Below are 18,827 nucleotides of genomic sequence, written 5' to 3'. Positions count from 1 at the left end.
AAGTCGTTTCCGCTCCTCAGACTGCGAAACATAAGCCGGAGTAACGGCGCGAATGTGAGCAAAATAGGGCTCCGCCCGCCGCATTCACCGCTGCGGCAGCGTTTCATCAGGACTGTCACATCCAAGCAACGCCCTTCCCCGCCGACAACCCGAAGTACGCCGCTCAGAGCATGATTCATCGGATGCGGCCAAGTCTCTGTTTTCATGGATGCCGACTGAGCAAACGCGCTGGGATTTTCGGGCGGCGTTCTTCAGCCGCCATTCGCCACGACGCCGGTGCGGTATCGCTTCACCGCCTCGGTCAGGAGATCGGCGATCCTGTTGCGCCAGCTTTCGTCGAGCAGCAGTTTCTCGTCTTCGGCATTCGACAGGAAGCCGAGCTCGAGCAGAATCGATGGCACATCGGGCGCCTGCAGCACGCGGAAGCCGGCGTGGCGGTGCGGATTGTTGATGGTGCCGACCTGGTCCTTGAAGGAATTCAGCACGCTCTCGGCCAGCGAGATCGAGAAGGCCTGCGTCTCACGCCGCGTCAGGTCGAGCAGGATGTCGGCAACCTCGGGCGGCTCGGCGACTGTCTCCTTGCCGGCGATCTGGTCGGAAAGGTTTTCGCGCTCGGCAAGATCGGCGGCGAGCTTGTCGGAGGCCCTGTCCGAGATCGTATAGACGGTCGCGCCGCGAATATCCTTCTGTTTCAGCGTGTCGGCATGCAATGAAATGAGCAGGCCGGCATGGTTCTGACGCGCGATCAGCACGCGCTGGGAAAGCGACAGGAATTCGTCATCGCTGCGCGTCAGGACCGCCTTGATGCCCGGCTCCTTGTTCAGCCGATCGGCCAGAGCCTTGGCGAAGGCAAGCGTCACCTGCTTTTCCTCGGTCTTGGTATCGACGCCGATCGCGCCGGTATCGATGCCGCCATGGCCGGCATCGACGGCAATGACGAAATCACCAGGAGCGGTTTTCTCCGGTGCCGGAATGGCGCTTGTCGTCCGGGCCGCCTCGGCCCGATCGTCCCAGGATTGGGTCTTGACCAGTTCGGCAAAGGCCTGCTTGTCGATCATCTCGGCATCGAGTACCAGGCGATGGCCCCTGCCCGCCTCGTCAGCCTGCACCTTGGCTAGCGAAAGTTTCACCGGCCCTGTCGTTGTCAGCACGATGCGGGCGCTCTCCTCGTCCATCTTGCCGTAACGAATATCCTTGAAGAGGCCGCGGGCGGCGAAATCGTTTGCCGGAAAACCGAAAGCGGTGGCCGGCAGATCGACAACGATGCGCTCCGGATTGGCGATATAATGGACGGAGAAACGCGGTTCGCGATCGAAATCGATGACGATGCGCGTTCTGGCATCATCGCCGATGATGCGCGCCCCATAAGCGAGCAACGGATCCTTCGTCTCGGCCGAACCCGCAAGGCCAGGCAGGAGGCAACCTGCAAGGAGCACCGCCGTCTGAACCCGCCTTACGAATGTCGATCGCCGCGTTGCGGACTGCGCCGCGATCCGAGCCCTCTTAAACAATTAGCCGCCACACCTTATCTATACCGCGATGGACCGGACATGACCGGAGCGGACGCCCGAGAGCGAAACGCTTTGCCGCCTGCCGAATCGCAATCGCTTGTCCCCAGCTTCTATGCGTTTCGAAATCCATCAATATTATGGCACATTTGGCTTTTCCCTTGCTATTGTGACTGAGAAAACATACAACGAATTTTAGGGTAGAAGTGTTGACGGGATAGAGTCGCCGCAAAGGCTGCCAGCCAGATCTGGACCTGGCGCCACCTCGGCCATCGTCCGCCGTCTCATGCGCTTCAACCCGAGAACTGGATCCTGATTTTCCGGCTTCTGTCGGAACTTCATTGGTGGATCAGCCACCACGCTCTCAGGGAGCAAACTCATCGGACCCGAAACGGGTCTTCGTATTGTCGATCACGCTTGGTTGTTGATGGTTTCGCAGCAGGTTTTATCTGAAGTGTACAGGCCCCGGACCGAAATGGTTCCGGCTGCGGTCTGGCTGCTGCTCTCCCCTTCGCATCAGGCGCGACTTTCATTATCCGGCGCGGCCACGGTGGACCGCATTCTTTCTGTTTCAACAGCAGTCGGGAATGCGCTCTCGCGGCCACGCCGAGGAGCACAGCTTACATGGCAGACAAAATGCTTATCGATGCGTCTCACGAGGAAGAGACGCGCGTCGTTGTCGTTCGCGGGAACCGCATAGAAGAATTTGACTTCGAGTCGCAGCACAAGAAGCAGATCCGCGGCAATATCTATCTCGCAAAGGTAACAAGGGTCGAGCCCTCGCTGCAGGCCGCCTTCGTCGATTACGGCGGCAACCGGCACGGCTTCCTGGCCTTCGCCGAAATTCACCCCGACTATTACCAGATACCGCTCGCCGATCGTCAGGCCCTGCTTCGGGCCGAAGCCGAGGAGCATCGCCGCGACGAAGACGTTGAACACGTCGAAACCGCGCCGGTCGTCGATCTTTCGACCCAGGACCAGCCGGATGTCGGTATCGTTCCGGCAGAGGCTGGCGAAGCGGCCGACGTCACCGAAGAGGCTGTCGCAGCAGAGGCCGCGGCATCGCCGGAGACCGTCGAGGAAGCGCCGGCCAAGAAGGCAAGGCCGCGCCGCAGCCGCAAGAAGACGGCAGAAGCGACTGTCGAGACGACTGCGACCGAGGATGCCGTTCCCACGGACGTCGAAGCCGAAGGCGCTGCGAATATTGACAACGAGGATGACAGCCCCGCCGGCGGCGCGATGGCCGCCATGGTGGAAACCGACTCGATCTCCGAGGATGTCGATGCCAGCAAGCGTCACCGCGACGACGACGATGACGACGACGACCACGGCGAAGAGGAAGTCATCGAATCCGTCGGCGCCGAAGACGCGATGGAAGAAGTGCCGGACCGCGTCCAGCGCAAGCCCCGCAAGCAGTACCGCATCCAGGAAGTCATCAAGCGCCGGCAGATCCTGCTGGTGCAGGTTGCCAAGGAAGAGCGCGGCAACAAGGGCGCGGCGCTGACCACCTATCTCTCGCTCGCCGGCCGCTATTCGGTTCTGATGCCGAACACGGCTCGCGGCGGCGGCATTTCCCGCAAGATCACCAACCCGCAGGACCGCAAGCGGCTGAAGGAAATCGCCCGCATGCTGGAAGTTCCGCAGGGCATGGGCGTGATCCTGCGTACCGCCGGCGCCAACCGCACCAAGGTCGAGGTCAAGCGCGATTTCGAATATCTCATGCGCCTGTGGGAGAACGTGCGCACGCTGACGCTGGCGTCTACCGCTCCCTGCCTCGTCTATGAGGAAGGCTCGCTGATCAAGCGATCAATCCGCGACCTCTACAACAAGGACATCGGCGAGATCATCGTTGCCGGCGAAGAAGGCTATCGTGAAGCGAAAGACTTCATGAAAATGCTGATGCCGAGCCACGCCAAGGTGGTGCAGCCCTATCGTGACATCCACCCGATCTTCTCTCGCTCCGGCATTGAGGCCCAGCTCGACCGCATGCTGCAGCCGCAGGTGACGCTGCGTTCCGGCGGCTACCTGATCATGAACCAGACGGAAGCACTGGTCTCGATCGACGTCAATTCCGGCCGCTCGACACGCGAACACTCGATTGAGGACACCGCGCTGCAGACGAACCTCGAAGCTGCGGAAGAAATCGCCCGCCAGCTTCGCCTGCGCGACCTCGCCGGCCTGATCGTCATCGACTTCATCGACATGGAGGAAAAGCGCAACAATCGCGCCGTCGAGAAGAAGCTGAAGGAATGCCTGAAGAACGACCGCGCCCGCATTCAGGTCGGCCGCATTTCGCATTTCGGCCTGCTCGAAATGTCGCGCCAGCGCATCCGCGCTTCCGTTCTCGAATCGACCACCCAGGTCTGCTCGCATTGCGGCGGCACCGGCCATGTCCGTTCTCAGTCCTCCGTCGCCCTGCATGTGCTGCGCGGCATCGAGGAATATCTGCTGAAGAATACGACGCACAACATCACCGTGCGCACCACGCCCGACATCGCGCTCTACCTGCTCAACCATAAGCGCCAGACGATCGTCGATTACGAAGCCCGCTTCGGTGTAGCGATCATCATCGACGCAGACGGCTCGGTCGGTGCGCAGCATTTCGCAATTGACCGCGGCGAAGCCGTAGAAAATCCGGTCAAGATCGAAAGCCTCTTCAACTTCGCAGCCATTCCGGAGGATGACGACGACGATATCGTCATCGAGGCGGATGAGGATGAAGACGAGGAGCTCGAAGAAAAGGCCGCTGCGGCCGAGCGCCCCGCCACGGCGCGTTCGGAAAGCGAAGGCGAAGGCAACCGCAAGCGCAAGCGTCGCAGGCGCCGTCGCGGCCGCAACGGCACTGCCGAGCAGCCGGCATCGGCGGCAGGAGAAGCTGGCGACGAGGAAGAGGACGGCGAGGACGAAGGCAGTGAGGGCGATGAAACCGCCGCTGCTGCGCCCGAGGCCCGCGCCGAAAATGAGGAATCACAGCGCCGCAAGCGCCGTCGTCGCGGCAAGCGCGGCGGTCGCCGCAATCGCGAGGACGGCTCCGAACTGACGGCCGGTGAAGCCGGCGAAGATAACGGCAGCGACGAAGACGAAGGCGCTTCGGATGACAACGCTCCCGGTGAAGCCGAAATTGTCGAGGCGGTTGCCGAACAGGCCAGCGAGAGCCAGGCCGTAACGGCCGCTGTCGAAGGCGCTGCCGTCGCCACGGAGGAGGTGAAACCCGCCCGTGGCCGCGGCCGCCGTAAAGCCGCCGCATCGCCGGTCGAAGAACCGGTAGCAGAGGCAGCGCCCGCCGTCGAAGCCGAGCCGGAGGTGGTCGAAGCCTCCGCCGATCTCGGAGCACCTGCCCAGGAAGAAGCAAAGCCGGTTCGGGCCAATCGCGAATCCAACATCTCCTCGTCCGAGCCAACGGTGAAATCCACCCGCAGCGAAAATGGCGAAAGCGACGAAGGCAAGCCAAAGAAAGCCGGCTGGTGGCAGCGCCGTGGCTTCTTTTGAACGCTGATTTTCGGACGTAAATAATGAGATCCGGCTGCGGCGACGCGGCCGGTTTTTTTGTTTGCGGTGGTCGCATCGCTGGTCTGGAACCCGCGAAGCCGATGTGTATCTCCAAGAACTTATACACATGCAGCAAAGATGCGGACGAACGCAGATATGGCTGATGCCATGCCCGGCGCAGCAATGACCGCCACGGGATTAGCCACTAACATTTAGATTCGAACAGGCAAGCCGGGCAACGAGCGTCATTCTTACTTGCGATCAGGCCGCGGGCGGATAGAGCAGATCGACGATGTAGCTTGCGTCGAAGCGGGAATCGAGCATGCCGTAGGTGGAGCGCCAGCCGCCGGCCAGGCGCGTCTCGATGAAAGCATCGGCAATGCGCCCTGCCCCGAGCCGGTAGAGTTCGGCGGCGCCGGCGGCAAGAGCCAGCTGCTCGACGAGCAGGCGTGCCGCGCCTTCATCCTGTTCGCAGAGCGCGATTGCGGCGCGCAATACGTCGATCGTCTTCTTGCCGGCGGGGCCGAGATCGCGCGCCAGACCCGAGAAAACCGTCTCGAATAGATCCTTGCCGCGGTTGAGCACACGCAACACATCGAGCGCCATGACATTGCCGGAGCCTTCCCAGATGGCATTGACGGGAGCCTCGCGGTAATGACGGGCGATTGGACGCTCTTCGATGTAGCCGTTGCCGCCGATGCATTCCATCGCCTCGTAGATCAGCGCGGGCGCGATCTTGCAGCACCAGTATTTGGCGACCGGCGTCATGACGCGGGCATAGGCCGCTTCCTCGGCATTGCCGCGCGCCTTGTCGAAGGCGTCGGCAAGGCGGAAGGACAGCGCGGTGGCGGCAGCGACATCGAGCGCCATGTCGGCGAGCACGCGCGTCATTATCGGCTGGTTAACGAGCATTTTGCCAAAGACGCTGCGGCCGCGGGTGTGATGGACGGCCTCGGCAAGCGAGGCGCGCATAATGCCAGAGGAGGCAAGCGCGCAGTCGAGCCGCGTCAGCGTCACCATGTCGAGAATGGTGCGGATGCCGGCATCCGGGCCGCCGAGCAGGAAACCGAACGTGTCTGAGAATTCCACCTCGGAAGAGGCGTTGGAGCGATTGCCGACTTTGTCCTTCAGCCGCTGGAATTGCAGTCCGTTGGCGGAACCGTCCTCCAGAAGGCGCGGCACGAGGAAGCAGCCCATGCCCTCCTTCGTCTGCGCCAGCATGATGAAAGCATCGCTCATCGGCGCGGACATGAACCATTTGTGACCTGAGAGCCGGTAGATGCCTTCGCTGACCTTTTCGGCAGCCGTTCGGTTGGCCCGGACATCCGTGCCGCCCTGCTTTTCCGTCATGCCCATGCCGATGGTAACGGCAGACTTTTGCATGGCGGGCCGGTTCGACGAATCATATTTGCGCGACAGGATCTTCGGCGCCCAGTCCTTCTGCACCGCGGGCGAAGCCGACAACGCGGCAACCGAAGCGCTCGTCATTGTCAGCGGGCAGAGGTGACCGGATTCCAGCTGTGCCGTCAGGTAGAAACGCGCGGCGCGTACCTTGTGGGCCTCATCCTTGGCTTCGGTATCGGCCTGCGGGTCCCAGACCGAGGAATGCAGGCCGACCGACATGGAGCGGCGCATCAGCGCGTGCCAGGCCGGATGGAATTCCACCACGTCGAGGCGCTCGCCACGCGGGCCGTGGGTGCGCAGTTGCGGCGTGCCCTGGTTTGCCATGCGCGCCAGCTCCTGCGCCTCCGGCGAGGTGACGTAGCGGCCCATATTTTCCAGGTCTTCGCGGATGCCGCGCGGCAGGGCCGCCGTCAGATCGACGATCAGGGGATCGGACCGATAGGCGTTGATGCCGGACCACAGGCTCGGCTGGTTGAGTTCTGCGAGTTTGTCGTCAGTCCGGTTGGCGGAGGTCATTGTTCGCTTCTATTGCAAGAACCCGGCAAGGGAAACCGGAAGTTATGATTCGCTCCCATCTGCTCTATCGGAATTCGGACGAAAATGCATGGGACATAAGCCTTTGCCCACAGCGCGTGCTTGCCCCGGCGGGCGGCACTCATTATAGACCCGCAAGAGACAGCAAGAGGCAGGGTCATGGTCTTTTTCCCCCACCGCCACCTCATCGGCATCAAGGGCCTCACCGAGCAGGATATCACCTATCTTCTCGACAGGGCCGACGAAGCCGTCAAAATCAGCCGCCAGAGAGAAAAGAAGACGTCGACCCTGCGCGGGCTGACGCAGATCAATCTCTTCTTCGAGGCATCGACCCGCACGCAGGCCTCGTTCGAGCTCGCCGGCAAGCGGCTCGGCGCCGACGTCATGAACATGTCGGTCGGCAATTCCTCGGTGAAGAAAGGCGAAACGCTGATCGATACGGCGATGACGCTGAATGCGATGCGCCCGGACGTGCTGGTGATCCGCCATTCAAGCGCCGGCGCGGCCGCCTTGCTCGCGCAGAAGGTCTCCTGCTCGGTCGTTAATGCCGGTGACGGCCAGCACGAACACCCGACCCAGGCGCTGCTCGACGCGCTGACGATCCGCCGCGCCAAGGGCAAGCTCTCGCGCATCATCGTGGCGATCTGCGGCGACGTGCTGCACTCGCGCGTGGCGCGCTCCAATATCCTGCTGCTGAATGCCATGGGCGCGCGCGTGCGCGTCGTTGCGCCCGCCACCCTCCTGCCCGCCGGCATCGCCGACATGGGCGTCGAGGTTTTCCATTCGATGAAGGAAGGGCTGAAGGACGCCGACGTCGTGATGATGCTGCGGCTGCAGCGCGAGCGCATGTCCGGCGCCTTCGTGCCGTCGGTGCGCGAATATTATCACTTCTACGGACTCGACGCCGAAACGCTGAAGGCCGCCAAGGATGATGCGCTGGTAATGCATCCCGGACCAATGAACCGGGGCGTCGAGATCGCCTCCGAAGTGGCCGACGGTCCGCAGAGCGTGATCGCCGAACAGGTGGAAATGGGGGTTGCAGTACGCATGGCTGTCATGGAGACGCTGCTCGTCTCGCAGAACCAAGGCCCCCGAACCGACGGAATGATGGCATGAGCAATCCGATCGTCCTCAAGAATGTCCGCATCGTCGATCCCTCGCGCAATCTCGACGAGATCGGAACGATCATTGCTAAAAATGGCGTGATCCTTGCAGCCGGCAGAGAGGCGCAGAACCAGGGCGCGCCGGAAGGCGCTGCCGTGCGCGACTGCACCGGCCTGGTGGCGACCCCCGGCCTCGTCGATGCGCGCGTCCATATTGGCGAGCCCGGCGGCGAGCATCGCGAGACGATCGCCTCGGCGAGCCGGGCGGCGGCAGCCGGCGGCGTCACCTCGATCATCATGATGCCTGACACAGATCCCGTCATCGACGACATCGCGCTCGTCGAATTCGTCAAGAAGACGGCGCGGGATACCGCCGCCGTCAACGTTTATCCGGCAGCCGCCCTCACCAAGGGTCTAGCCGGCGAGGAGATGACGGAGATCGGTCTCTTGATGCAGGCGGGTGCGGTCGCCTTCACCGATGCCCATTCCAGCGTCCACAACACACAGGTGCTGCGCCGGATCATGACCTATGCGCGCGAATTTGGCGCCGTCATCTCCTGCGAGACGCGAGACAAATATCTCGGTGCAAACGGTGTCATGCATGAGGGGCTTTTCGCCAGCTGGCTCGGGCTCTCCGGCATTCCACGGGAAGCCGAACTCATTCCGCTCGAACGCGACCTCAGGGTGGCAGAGCTGACGCGAGGACGTTATCACGCCGCCATGATCTCAGTGCCGGAATCGGTCGAGGCCATCGAACGCGCCCGCAGGCGCGGCGCCCAGGTGACCTCGGGCATCTCGATCAACAATCTGGCGCTCAACGAGAACGACATCGGCGAATACCGCACTTTCTTCAAGCTCTATCCGCCGTTGCGCCCGGAAGACGACCGGGTTGCCATGGCCGAAGCGCTTGCACGCGGCGCGATCGATATCATCGTCTCCTCTCATGATCCGCAGGACGTCGACACGAAGCGCCTGCCGTTCGGCGAGGCGGCCGACGGCGCGGTCGGGTTGGAAACGATGCTGGCGGCGGCCCTCAGACTTCACCATGGCGGCCATGTCAGCCTGATGCGCCTGATCGACGCCATGTCCACCCGCCCGGCACAAATTTTCGGCCTAGATGCCGGCACGCTGAAGCCGGGTGCTGCGGCCGATATCACACTGATCGATCTCGACGAGCCTTGGCTTGTGGCCAAAGACATGCTTCTCTCCCGCTCGAAGAACACGCCGTTCGAGGATGCGCGCTTCAGCGGGCGAGCGGTTGCGACCTATGTCTCGGGAAAGCTTGTCCACGCAGTTTAGAATCGACATCATCGCCATTCATCCCAGAGGGGGAAAAGGCTGGACTTGGGGTAGCCACGGAGGGCTGAGGGGGCACATGTTATCCAATCTCATGTCATGGCAGATCACGCTGCCGATCGCGCTTGCCGCCGCCGTCATCGGCTATCTCTTCGGCTCGATCCCTTTCGGCCTGATTCTCACGCGCGCCGCCGGCTTCGGCGATGTGCGCAGCATCGGCTCCGGCAATATCGGCGCGACCAATGTGCTCAGAACCGGAAACCGGAAGCTCGCCGCTGCGACGCTGCTGCTCGATGCTCTGAAGGCATCGGCGGCAGCCTGGGTTGTCGGCTATTTCCTCGGTGACGAGGCCGCGATCATAGCCGGCTTCTTTGCCTTCATAGGCCACCTCTTTCCCGTCTGGATCGGATTCAAGGGCGGCAAGGGCGTGGCCACCTATATCGGCACACTTCTCGGCGTCGCGCCAATCATGGTGGTGCTCTTCGCCGCTGTCTGGCTGGCGGTCGCCGTCACTACCCGCTATTCCTCGCTGTCGGCGCTCGTCGCCATGCTCGTCATTCCGGTTGCCCTGCTGATACTGGGCAATGAAAAGGTGGCGGCAGTGATGGCGATCATGACGCTCATCTCCTACTGGAAACACAGGGCAAATATTTCGCGCCTGATGGGGGGAACGGAAAGCAAGATCGGGGCGAAGGGATAATGGATGCGCCGAGCGCGGGATCGAAAGGCACAGTGCTGAGCGAAAGGCAGAGGATTGCCTGGCTGCGCCTGATCCGTTCCGACAATGTCGGCCCTGCGACCTTTCGCGATCTCATCAATCATTTCGGTTCGGCCGAGGCGGCACTTGCGGCGCTGCCAGAGCTTTCAGCGCGCGGCGGCGCGACGCGGGCCATCCGGGTTGCCAGTGAAGCCGAGGCGCACCGGGAACTGGAGGCGGCGCATCGTTTCGGCGCCCGCTTCGTCGGCATCGGCGAGCCGGACTACCCGCAGGCGCTGAAACAGATCGACGGCGCGCCGCCGCTTCTTGCCGTCAAGGGCGCGCTCGCTGCCGCCAAACGACCGGCCGTTGGCATCGTCGGTTCCCGCAACGCCTCGGCCGCAGGCGCCAAATTCGCAGCGATGGTGGCGCGCGACTGCGGCCGGGCAGGTTACACGGTCGTCTCCGGCCTGGCGCGTGGCATCGACACGGCAGCGCACCGGGCAAGCCTCGGCACGGGCACGATCGCGGCCCTTGCCGGCGGTCTTGACAAGCCCTATCCGCCGGAAAATCTCGGCCTCATCGAAGAGATAACAGGCGGCAACGGCCTGGCGGTGAGCGAAATGCCCTTCGGCTGGGAGCCCCGCGCCCGCGATTTCCCGCGCCGGAACCGGCTGATCGCTGGCATCGCGCTCGGCGTGGTGATCATCGAAGCAGCGATGCGCTCGGGCTCGCTGATCACGGCCCGCCTTGCCGGCGAGTTCGGCCGCCTGGTGTTTGCCGTGCCCGGCTCGCCGCTCGATCCGCGCTGTCATGGCACAAACGGTCTGCTCAAGGATGGCGCGTCGATCGTTACTGAGCCTGCCGATGTCATCGAAGCCCTGGCGCCGCTTGCGCAACTCGACCTCTTCCCTTTGTCGATGGCGGAGGAGCCGGCACGCGAGAGCAGGGCAATAGCGATGCCGCCCGGCGATTCAGACCGGATGCGCATCATCGACGCACTCGGGCCGACGCCTGTCGAGGTCGACGACGTCATTCGCCACACCGGCCTTTCGGCATCGGCGGTCTATCTCATCCTTCTGGAACTCGATATTTCGGGCAGGCTGCATCGGCATCAGGGCGGCCTCGTCTCGCTTTCCGATTGAAGCTCGCGCGATATGAGCGAGTGGCCTTGCGAACTGCAGTAGCAGCGTGTCGAATCCGGTGTCTGCGCGACTTGAAATTGCATTCAGCACACAAACTCCCCTCGATTGCACCGTAGGCAAGAAGTAAAATTGTAGCAAACCCCTTGACCGCGGCGATTTCCCTGTCCATGTCGGAGGGCCAGTATCCAAGTTGCGCTGCGTGTTGCGCTGGCTCCCACGCCGGCGCGGAGTCTTTTTTAGAGAATCATCATGAATGTTGTAGTGGTGGAATCGCCTGCCAAGGCCAAGACGATCAACAAGTATCTGGGCTCGGGATACAAAGTGCTCGCCTCCTTCGGCCATGTGCGCGATCTGCCTGCCAAGGACGGCTCTGTTCTCCCCGATCAGGATTTCGAAATGCTCTGGGAGGTCGACGGCGCCTCGGCCAAGCGGATGAAGGACATCGCCGACGCGGTGAAGTCGTCCGACGGGCTATTTCTCGCGACCGACCCCGATCGCGAAGGCGAAGCGATTTCCTGGCACGTCCTCGACATGCTGAACAAGAAGCGCGTGCTGAACGGCAAGTCCGTCAAGCGCGTCGTCTTCAACGCGATCACTAAAAAAGCCGTGCTCGACGCGATGGCCGATCCTCGCGATATCGACGTGCCGCTGGTCGACGCCTATCTCGCACGCCGCGCACTCGACTATCTCGTCGGATTCAATCTTTCGCCCGTGCTGTGGCGCAAACTGCCGGGCGCACGTTCGGCCGGTCGCGTCCAGTCGGTGGCGCTTCGCCTGGTCTGCGACCGCGAAACCGAGATCGAGCGCTTCATTTCGGAAGAGTACTGGAATATCTCGGCGCTGCTGAAGACGCCGCGCGGCGACGAATTCGAGGCAAGGCTGGTTTCGGCAAACGGCAAACGGCTGCAGCCGCGGGCGATAGGCAACGGCGAGGATGCAGGCCGCCTGAAGGCATTGCTCGAAGGCGCCAGCTATATCGTCGAAACGGTCGAAGCAAAACCGGTCAAGCGCAACCCGGGCCCGCCGTTCACCACTTCGACGCTGCAGCAGGCGGCATCATCCAATCTCGGCTTCTCCGCTTCGCGCACGATGCAGATCGCTCAGAAGCTCTATGAAGGCGTCGATATTGGCGGCGAGACCGTCGGTCTCATCACCTATATGCGTACCGATGGCGTACAGATGGCGCCGGAGGCGATCGACGCGGCACGACGCGCAATCCTCGAACAGTTCGGCGAACGCTACCTGCCTGACAAGGCCCGCTTCTATTCCACCAAGGCGAAGAACGCCCAGGAGGCGCACGAGGCGATCCGCCCGACAGATTTCAACCGCTCGCCCGATCGTCTGCGCAAATTCCTCGACGCCGACCAGATCCGGCTCTACGACCTGATCTGGAAGCGCGGCATCGCCAGCCAGATGGCTTCGGCGGAAATCGAGCGTACGACGGCCGAAATCATCGCCGACAATAAGGGCGAGAAGGCAGGCCTGCGCGCCGTCGGTTCGGTCGTCCGCTTCGACGGCTTCATCGCCGCCTATACCGACCAGAAGGAGGACGGCGAGCAGAGCGACGATGCCGACGAGGATGGTCGCCTGCCGGAGATCAATGCGCGCGAGACGCTTGCCAAGCAGAAGATCAATTCGACCCAGCATTTCACCGAGCCGCCGCCGCGCTATTCGGAAGCGTCGCTGATCAAGAAAATGGAAGAGCTCGGCATCGGCCGCCCTTCCACCTATGCCGCGACGCTCGCGACGCTACGCGATCGTGAGTACGTGACGATCGACAAACGCAAGTTGATCCCGCAGGCCAAGGGCCGGCTGGTGACGGCTTTCCTCGAAAGCTTCTTCACCAAATATGTCGAATATGATTTCACCGCCGACCTCGAGGAAAAGCTCGACCGGATTTCCGCCGGGGAGTTGAACTGGAAGCAGGTGCTGCGCGATTTCTGGAAGGATTTCTTCGCGCAGATCGAAGACACGAAGGAACTGCGCGTCACCAACGTGCTCGACTCGCTGAACGAGGCGCTGGCGCCTCTCGTCTTCCCGAAACGCGAGGATGGCGGCGACCCCAGGATCTGCCAGGTCTGCGGCACCGGCAATCTTTCGCTCAAGCTTGGCAGATACGGCGCCTTCGTCGGCTGTTCAAATTATCCCGAATGCAACTACACCCGCCAGCTCTCCTCCGAAAATGGTGGAGAAGCAGAGGGTGTCGCGCTCAACGAGCCGAAGAGCCTCGGCGCCGACCCCACGACCGGTGAGGAACTGACGCTCCGTTCCGGCCGCTTCGGTCCCTATATCCAGCGCGGTGACGGCAAGGAGGCCAAACGTGCCTCGTTGCCGAAGGGCTGGAAGCCTGAGGATATCGACTATGAGAAGGCGATGGCGCTGATCTCGCTGCCGCGCGATATCGGCAAACATCCCGAAACCGGCAAGATGATCTCGTCGGGCATCGGCCGCTACGGTCCGTTCCTTCTGCATGACGGTTCCTATGCCAATCTGGAATCCGTGGAGGACGTCTTCTCCGTCGGCCTCAACCGTGCCGTGACGCTGATCGCCGAAAAAGCCAACAAGGCGCCGGGCCGGGGCTCGCGCAGCACACCGGCGGCGCTGAAGACGCTCGGCGATCACCCCGATGGCGGCGCCATCACTGTTCGCGACGGCAAATACGGCCCCTATGTCAACTGGGGCAAGGTCAACGCAACGCTGCCGAAGGGCAAGGATCCGCAGGCAATCACCATCGAAGAGGCGCTTGCGCTGATCACGGAAAAAGCCGGCAAGGCCCCCGCAGGCAAGACGGCCAAGGCGAAAGCCAAGCCGAATGCGGCGGCGGCCGAAGCCAAGGCAACCAAGACGGCCGCCAAGCCGAAAGCAACGAAGGCGAAGGCGCCCGCAAAATCGAAAAAGAGCTGACGTGAGCAGGACACCGCGCGACAGAACGAACCTATCGGGCAAGCGCCCGGGCAAGATCGGCCGCGACGGCAAGGATGCTTCCGTCGTCGACCCGCTCAACATCGTCCACGGAACGCTGCCCTCGCGCGAAGTGATCCTGCGTTTCATCGCCGAACATCCGCAGAAGGCTTCAAAGCGTGAACTTGCGAAGGCTTTCGGTCTGAAAGGCGACAGCCGCGTCGAACTCAAGCATATGCTGCAGGAGCTCGAGCAGGAAGGCATGCTGCAAAAGAGCCGCAAGTCGCTTATTCGTCCCGGCGCCCTTCCCCCCGTCACCGTTCTCGACATCACGACGCGCGATAAGGACGGCGACCTGATTGGCCGGCCGGCGGAATGGCCGGAGGACCAGGGTGTGGCGCCTGCCGTCGCCATCCGCCAGCAATCGCCCGCAGACCGCCAGGGCAAGGGCAAGGCGCCCGTCGCCGGCCTCGGCGACCGCATCCTGGCGAAGATCTTCCCGGCCGTCGATCGCGGCGGGCCGGCTTATACTGCCCGTATCATCAAGGTGATCGACAGGCGCCGCGGCGCCTTGATGGGCGTCTTCCGTAGTACGCCGGGCGGCGGCGGCCGGCTGCTGCCGATCGAACGGCGCGGCGAAGAGATGGTGATCGATCCCGACTATACCGGCGACGCCAAGGACGGCGACCTCGTCGAGATCGAAGTCGCGCGCCTCGGCCGCTTCGGCCTGCCGCGGGCCAAGGTTCTCTCTGTCGTCGGCTCCGTCGGCTCGGAAAAGGCGATCTCGATGATCGCGATCCATGCGCACGGCATCCCGCACGTCTTCCCGCCTGATGTCATTGCCGAGGCGGAAGCAGCAAAACCGGCGACCATGTCGCATCGCGAAGATTGGCGCGACGTGCCGCTGATCACCATCGATCCGGCCGACGCCAAGGACCATGATGACGCAGTTTACGCCGAGCTCGACCCCTCGCCCGATAATCCCGGCGGCGTCATCGTCACTGTGGCGATTGCCGACGTCTCCTGGTATGTCCGCCCCAATTCGCCACTCGACCGCGAGGCGCTGAAGCGCGGCAACTCCGTCTATTTCCCCGATCGCGTCGTGCCGATGCTGCCTGAGCGCATCTCCAATGATCTCTGCTCGCTGAAGGAAGGCGTCGACCGCCCGGCGCTCGCGGTGCGCATGAGCTTCTCGGGCGAAGGCCGCAAGATCGGCCATACATTTCATCGCATCATGATGAAGAGTGCCGCCAAGCTCTCCTATCAGCAGGCACAGGCGGCAATCGACGGAAGACCGGATGACAAGACCGGACCGATGGTCGAGCCGATCCTGAAACCGCTCTGGCACGCTTACGGGGTGATGAAGCGGGGACGCGACCGGCGCCAGCCGCTGGAACTCGACATGCCGGAGCGCAAGATCCTGCTGAAGCCCGACGGCACCGTTGATCGAGTTTTCGTGCCGCCGCGGCTCGATGCGCACAAGCTGATCGAAGAAATGATGATTCAGGCGAATGTCTGCGCCGCCGAAACGCTCGAGAAGAAGCGCCAGCCGCTGGTCTATCGCATCCATGACGGCCCGACGCTGGCCAAGCAGGAAGTCTTGCGCGAGTTCCTCGCGACACTCGGCATCTCGCTCGCCAAGGGCGGCAATGTGCGCGCCAACAGTTTCAACGGCATTTTAGCAAAGGCGGAAGGCACGGCGCACCAGACCATGGTCAACGAGATGGTGCTGCGCTCGCAAAGCCAGGCGATCTACAGTCCCGAGAATATCGGCCATTTCGGCCTCAACCTGATGAAATACGCCCACTTCACCTCGCCCATCCGCCGCTACGCCGATCTCATCGTGCATCGCGCGCTGGTTGGCTCGCTCGGCTTCGGCGAAGGCGGCATCACCCCCGACGAAGAAGCCTCACTCGACGATATCGCCGCCGAGATCTCGACCTTCGAGCGCCGAGCGATGGCGGCCGAGCGCGAGACCATCGACCGGCTGATCGCCCATCATTTGAGCACCCGAGTCGGTGAGGAGTTCGCCGGCCGCGTCTCCGGAGTTACAAAATCCGGGCTCTTTATCACGTTGCCGGACTATGGGGCCGACGGTTTCGTCCCTATATCTACGCTGGGCACCGATTATTTCATCTATGACGAGGCGCATCAGGCGCTCGCGGGTGAAAAGACGGGCGTCGGCTATCGTCTTGGCGACAGCGTCACCGTAAAGCTTGCGGAAGCAATCCCACTTGCCGGCGCGTTGCGCTTCGAGATGCTGAGCGAAGGGCGCGAGATGCCGACGGCGGCGCGGTCCTTCCATAAAGCCGGCCGCCGCGAAAGGGGCCAGGTGCGCAAGAAGGCGGGAACGCGGCCTCCGCGCGGACGCCGTTAAGCCGTTGTGACGAAAAGCTGCAATGGCCCGGCCAGGAGCTTCGTGCTTTTGACCTGAAAGAGGAAGATGCGATGAGCACACCGACCGATCCGGTTGCCCGCTACGGGGATAGGCCCGAGGCCGAGCGTCCGCTCGGGCGTTCGATCAGGCGCGGGCTGATGAACCGCTGCCCGGCCTGTGGCAACGGCAAGCTGTTTCGCGCTTTCCTGAAGCCTGTCGATCATTGCGCCGCCTGCGGCGAGGCGATGCATCACCATCGCTCCGACGACCTGCCGCCCTATATCGTCATCCTGGTCCTCGGCCACGTCCTCGTCGGCGGCTACATGCTGACCGATCTGACCTTCGTGTTGCCGGTTTGGGTCCATCTTGCCGTATGGACACCGATCACCGTCATTACCGCGCTCGCCTCGATCCAGCCGATCAAGGGCGGCGTCATCGGCCTGCAATGGGCGCTGCGTATGCATGGTTTCGGCGGAGAGAGCGACAGTCCCGATGATTACGACCTTCCCCGCCGGCCGGATTGAGCGCCTTCACCTTCCAGACATATTTAGCGTGTAGTCCCAGCCTCCACCGACCACCACCGACACGCGGAAGTCAATGATCCGCAACGACTTGACATGGTAAGCTTTTCTTGTCTGAACAGGCTTTACATTCCGCAGATCACATCGGAAATACTGCGAAACGCTGCTCGTCACCTGGATTTGGCACGTCTGTGTCCTTCTATGTGAGACGAGAGGTCGATTCGCTCGCTCAGCTTTGTAAGGATGGATAAATGTCTCAGCCGAGAAACGGCACACCAGGCGATATCGAAGAAATCCATTGGCCTTCTCTGGTGGCAGCCATCTCGTCCATTTCAGCCGTTGGCATAGCAATCGGCCTCGGCCTCCCCCTCCTCAGCATCATCCTCGAAAAACGCGGCATCTCGTCCACCCTGATCGGCCTAAACACGGCGATGGCAGGCATTGCAGCGATGGCCGCGGCACCTGTTACCACCAAGCTTGCCCATAAATACGGCGTTGCGCCGACGATGCTGTGGGCGGTGCTGATTTCAGCGCTGAGTGCACTCGGCTTCTACTATGCCCAGGATTTCTGGATGTGGTTTCCGCTGCGCTTCGCCTTCCATGGCGCAACGACGACGCTGTTCATCCTCTCCGAATTCTGGATCAACGCCGCCTCGCCACCATCCAAGCGCGGCTTTGTCCTCGGCATTTATGCGACCGTGCTTTCCCTCGGCTTCGCCGCTGGCCCCCTCCTCTTTTCCATGCTCGGCAGCGACGGCATCTTCCCCTTCCTGATCGGCGCCGGCGCCATCCTGCTTGCCGCCATTCCGATTTTCATCGCCCGCTACGAAAGCCCGATACTCGAGGAAAAGCCCGAACTGCATTTCATGCGCTACGTTTTCCTGGTGCCGACGGCGACGGCGGCCGTCTTCATCTTCGGCGCGGTCGAAGCGGGCGGGCTGTCGCTCTTTCCGATTTTTGCCGTGCGCGCCCATTTCACCGAATCGCAGGCGGCGCTGCTGCTCACCATGATGGGCGTCGGCAACGTGATCTTCCAGATTCCCCTCGGCCTCCTCTCCGACCGCATCGGCGATAAGCGGCCGCTTCTGGCCGCGATGGCGCTGATGGGCTTTGTCGGCTCGATGATGCTGCCGATCCTCGTCAACAACTGGCTGCTGATGGCCGGGATCCTGCTCTTCTGGGGCGGCTGCGTCTCCGGCCTCTACACGGTCGGCCTCAGCCATCTCGGTTCGCGGCTCACGGGCTCTGATCTGGCCGCGGCCAATGCCGCCTTCGTCTTCTGTTATGCGATGGGAACCGTGGCCGGGCCACAGGTGATCGGTGCAGCGATCGATGTTGCCGGAAACAACGGTTTTGCTTGGGCGATTGCCGCCTTCTTCGGTCTCTATGCCATACTTTCCGGCATCAGATTGATGTTCATTCGAAAACGGACTTGACTTTTCGGGCGAGATTCGTAGTTTCGCGCCAGAATTTGCCGTGGAGCCCATCCGGCTTCCACGGCTTTCATTTTCTTAAAGGCAGGACGACCATGGCCAAGGCTACAACAATTAAGATCAAGCTGCTGTCGACAGCCGACACCGGTTTCTTCTACGTCACGACGAAAAACAGCCGCACGATGACGGACAAGATGACGAAGACGAAGTATGACCCGATTGCTAAGAAGCATGTCGAGTTCAAGGAAACCAAGATCAAGTAATCGCTTGGCCTGACGGATTTCGAAAAGCGCGCGCCTTCGGGTTGCGCGTTTTTTTGTCCCTGCCCGTGCAAAATGGATAGTGCAAACAGACAAACGCCGCCCTTCCATCTTCCGGAAGCGGCGGCGTTTTTCTGAAAGGGGGTCGGCCAGCATGCA

General features: G+C 62.3%; 12 protein-coding genes. 10 read left to right on the top strand and 2 right to left on the bottom strand.

Features of this window, described 5'->3' with window-relative positions; all coding sequences use genetic code 11:
- Nucleotides 1-251: 251 nt before the first annotated feature.
- Entirely contained in the window at nucleotides 252-1,511 is a 1,260-nt protein-coding gene (locus tag FFR93_RS25105) for an N-acetylmuramoyl-L-alanine amidase (protein ID WP_064706960.1), read from the bottom strand.
- A gap of 621 nt (nucleotides 1,512-2,132) precedes the next feature.
- Between FFR93_RS25105 and FFR93_RS25100 the strand changes: the two genes are divergently transcribed.
- Complete coding sequence (locus FFR93_RS25100) at nucleotides 2,133-4,997, top strand: ribonuclease E/G (protein WP_138395155.1); 2,865 nt, start codon at nucleotides 2,133-2,135, stop codon at nucleotides 4,995-4,997.
- Nucleotides 4,998-5,258: 261 nt separating this feature from the next.
- Here FFR93_RS25100 and FFR93_RS25095 read toward each other — a convergent pair whose 3' ends face one another.
- A complete protein-coding gene (locus FFR93_RS25095; RefSeq protein ID WP_138395154.1) occupies nucleotides 5,259-6,917 on the bottom strand; it encodes an acyl-CoA dehydrogenase family protein in 1,659 nt (552 codons plus the stop codon).
- 177 nt (nucleotides 6,918-7,094) lie between these two features.
- Here FFR93_RS25095 and FFR93_RS25090 point away from each other — a divergent pair, with 177 nt between their 5' ends.
- From FFR93_RS25090 to rpmG, 9 genes are all read left to right on the top strand, one after another.
- Nucleotides 7,095-8,051, top strand: a complete 957-nt coding sequence (locus FFR93_RS25090) for an aspartate carbamoyltransferase catalytic subunit (protein ID WP_064706957.1) — start codon at nucleotides 7,095-7,097, stop codon at nucleotides 8,049-8,051.
- On the top strand, nucleotides 8,048-9,337 hold the full coding sequence (locus FFR93_RS25085) for a dihydroorotase (protein ID WP_064711227.1): 1,290 nt from the start codon (nucleotides 8,048-8,050) through the stop codon (nucleotides 9,335-9,337). Before FFR93_RS25090 ends, FFR93_RS25085 begins: the two co-directional genes overlap by 4 nt.
- A 76-nt stretch (nucleotides 9,338-9,413) precedes the next feature.
- Nucleotides 9,414-10,034: a glycerol-3-phosphate 1-O-acyltransferase PlsY gene (plsY, locus tag FFR93_RS25080; protein ID WP_138395153.1), complete on the top strand. Its 621-nt coding sequence runs from the start codon at nucleotides 9,414-9,416 to the stop codon at nucleotides 10,032-10,034.
- Nucleotides 10,034-11,176, top strand: a complete 1,143-nt coding sequence (dprA, locus tag FFR93_RS25075; RefSeq protein ID WP_138395152.1) for a DNA-processing protein DprA — start codon at nucleotides 10,034-10,036, stop codon at nucleotides 11,174-11,176. The genes plsY and dprA overlap by 1 nt, the downstream gene beginning before the upstream one ends.
- Before the next feature lie 249 nt (nucleotides 11,177-11,425).
- On the top strand, nucleotides 11,426-14,080 hold the full coding sequence (gene topA, locus FFR93_RS25070) for a type I DNA topoisomerase (RefSeq protein ID WP_138395151.1): 2,655 nt from the start codon (nucleotides 11,426-11,428) through the stop codon (nucleotides 14,078-14,080).
- Nucleotide 14,081: 1 nt separating this feature from the next.
- Nucleotides 14,082-16,454 (top strand): ribonuclease R, encoded by a 2,373-nt coding sequence (rnr, locus tag FFR93_RS25065; RefSeq protein WP_138395150.1) that lies wholly within the window; start codon nucleotides 14,082-14,084, stop codon nucleotides 16,452-16,454.
- Nucleotides 16,455-16,525: 71 nt separating this feature from the next.
- The gene (locus FFR93_RS25060; protein WP_138395149.1) at nucleotides 16,526-16,978 is read left to right on the top strand and encodes a DUF983 domain-containing protein; all 453 of its coding nucleotides are present in this window, start codon (nucleotides 16,526-16,528) and stop codon (nucleotides 16,976-16,978) included.
- A gap of 248 nt (nucleotides 16,979-17,226) precedes the next feature.
- Nucleotides 17,227-18,411, top strand: a complete 1,185-nt coding sequence (locus FFR93_RS25055) for an MFS transporter (protein WP_064706950.1) — start codon at nucleotides 17,227-17,229, stop codon at nucleotides 18,409-18,411.
- Nucleotides 18,412-18,503: 92 nt separating this feature from the next.
- Complete coding sequence (gene rpmG / locus FFR93_RS25050; protein ID WP_003587245.1) at nucleotides 18,504-18,671, top strand: 50S ribosomal protein L33; 168 nt, start codon at nucleotides 18,504-18,506, stop codon at nucleotides 18,669-18,671.
- Nucleotides 18,672-18,827: the final 156 nt, after the last annotated feature.

This window comes from Rhizobium sp. MHM7A, assembly GCF_005862215.1.
GTDB classification, from domain to species: domain Bacteria; phylum Pseudomonadota; class Alphaproteobacteria; order Rhizobiales; family Rhizobiaceae; genus Rhizobium; species Rhizobium bangladeshense.
The sequence above is the reverse complement of the archived record's forward strand: the minus strand, read 5'-3'. Positions and strand labels throughout refer to the sequence as shown.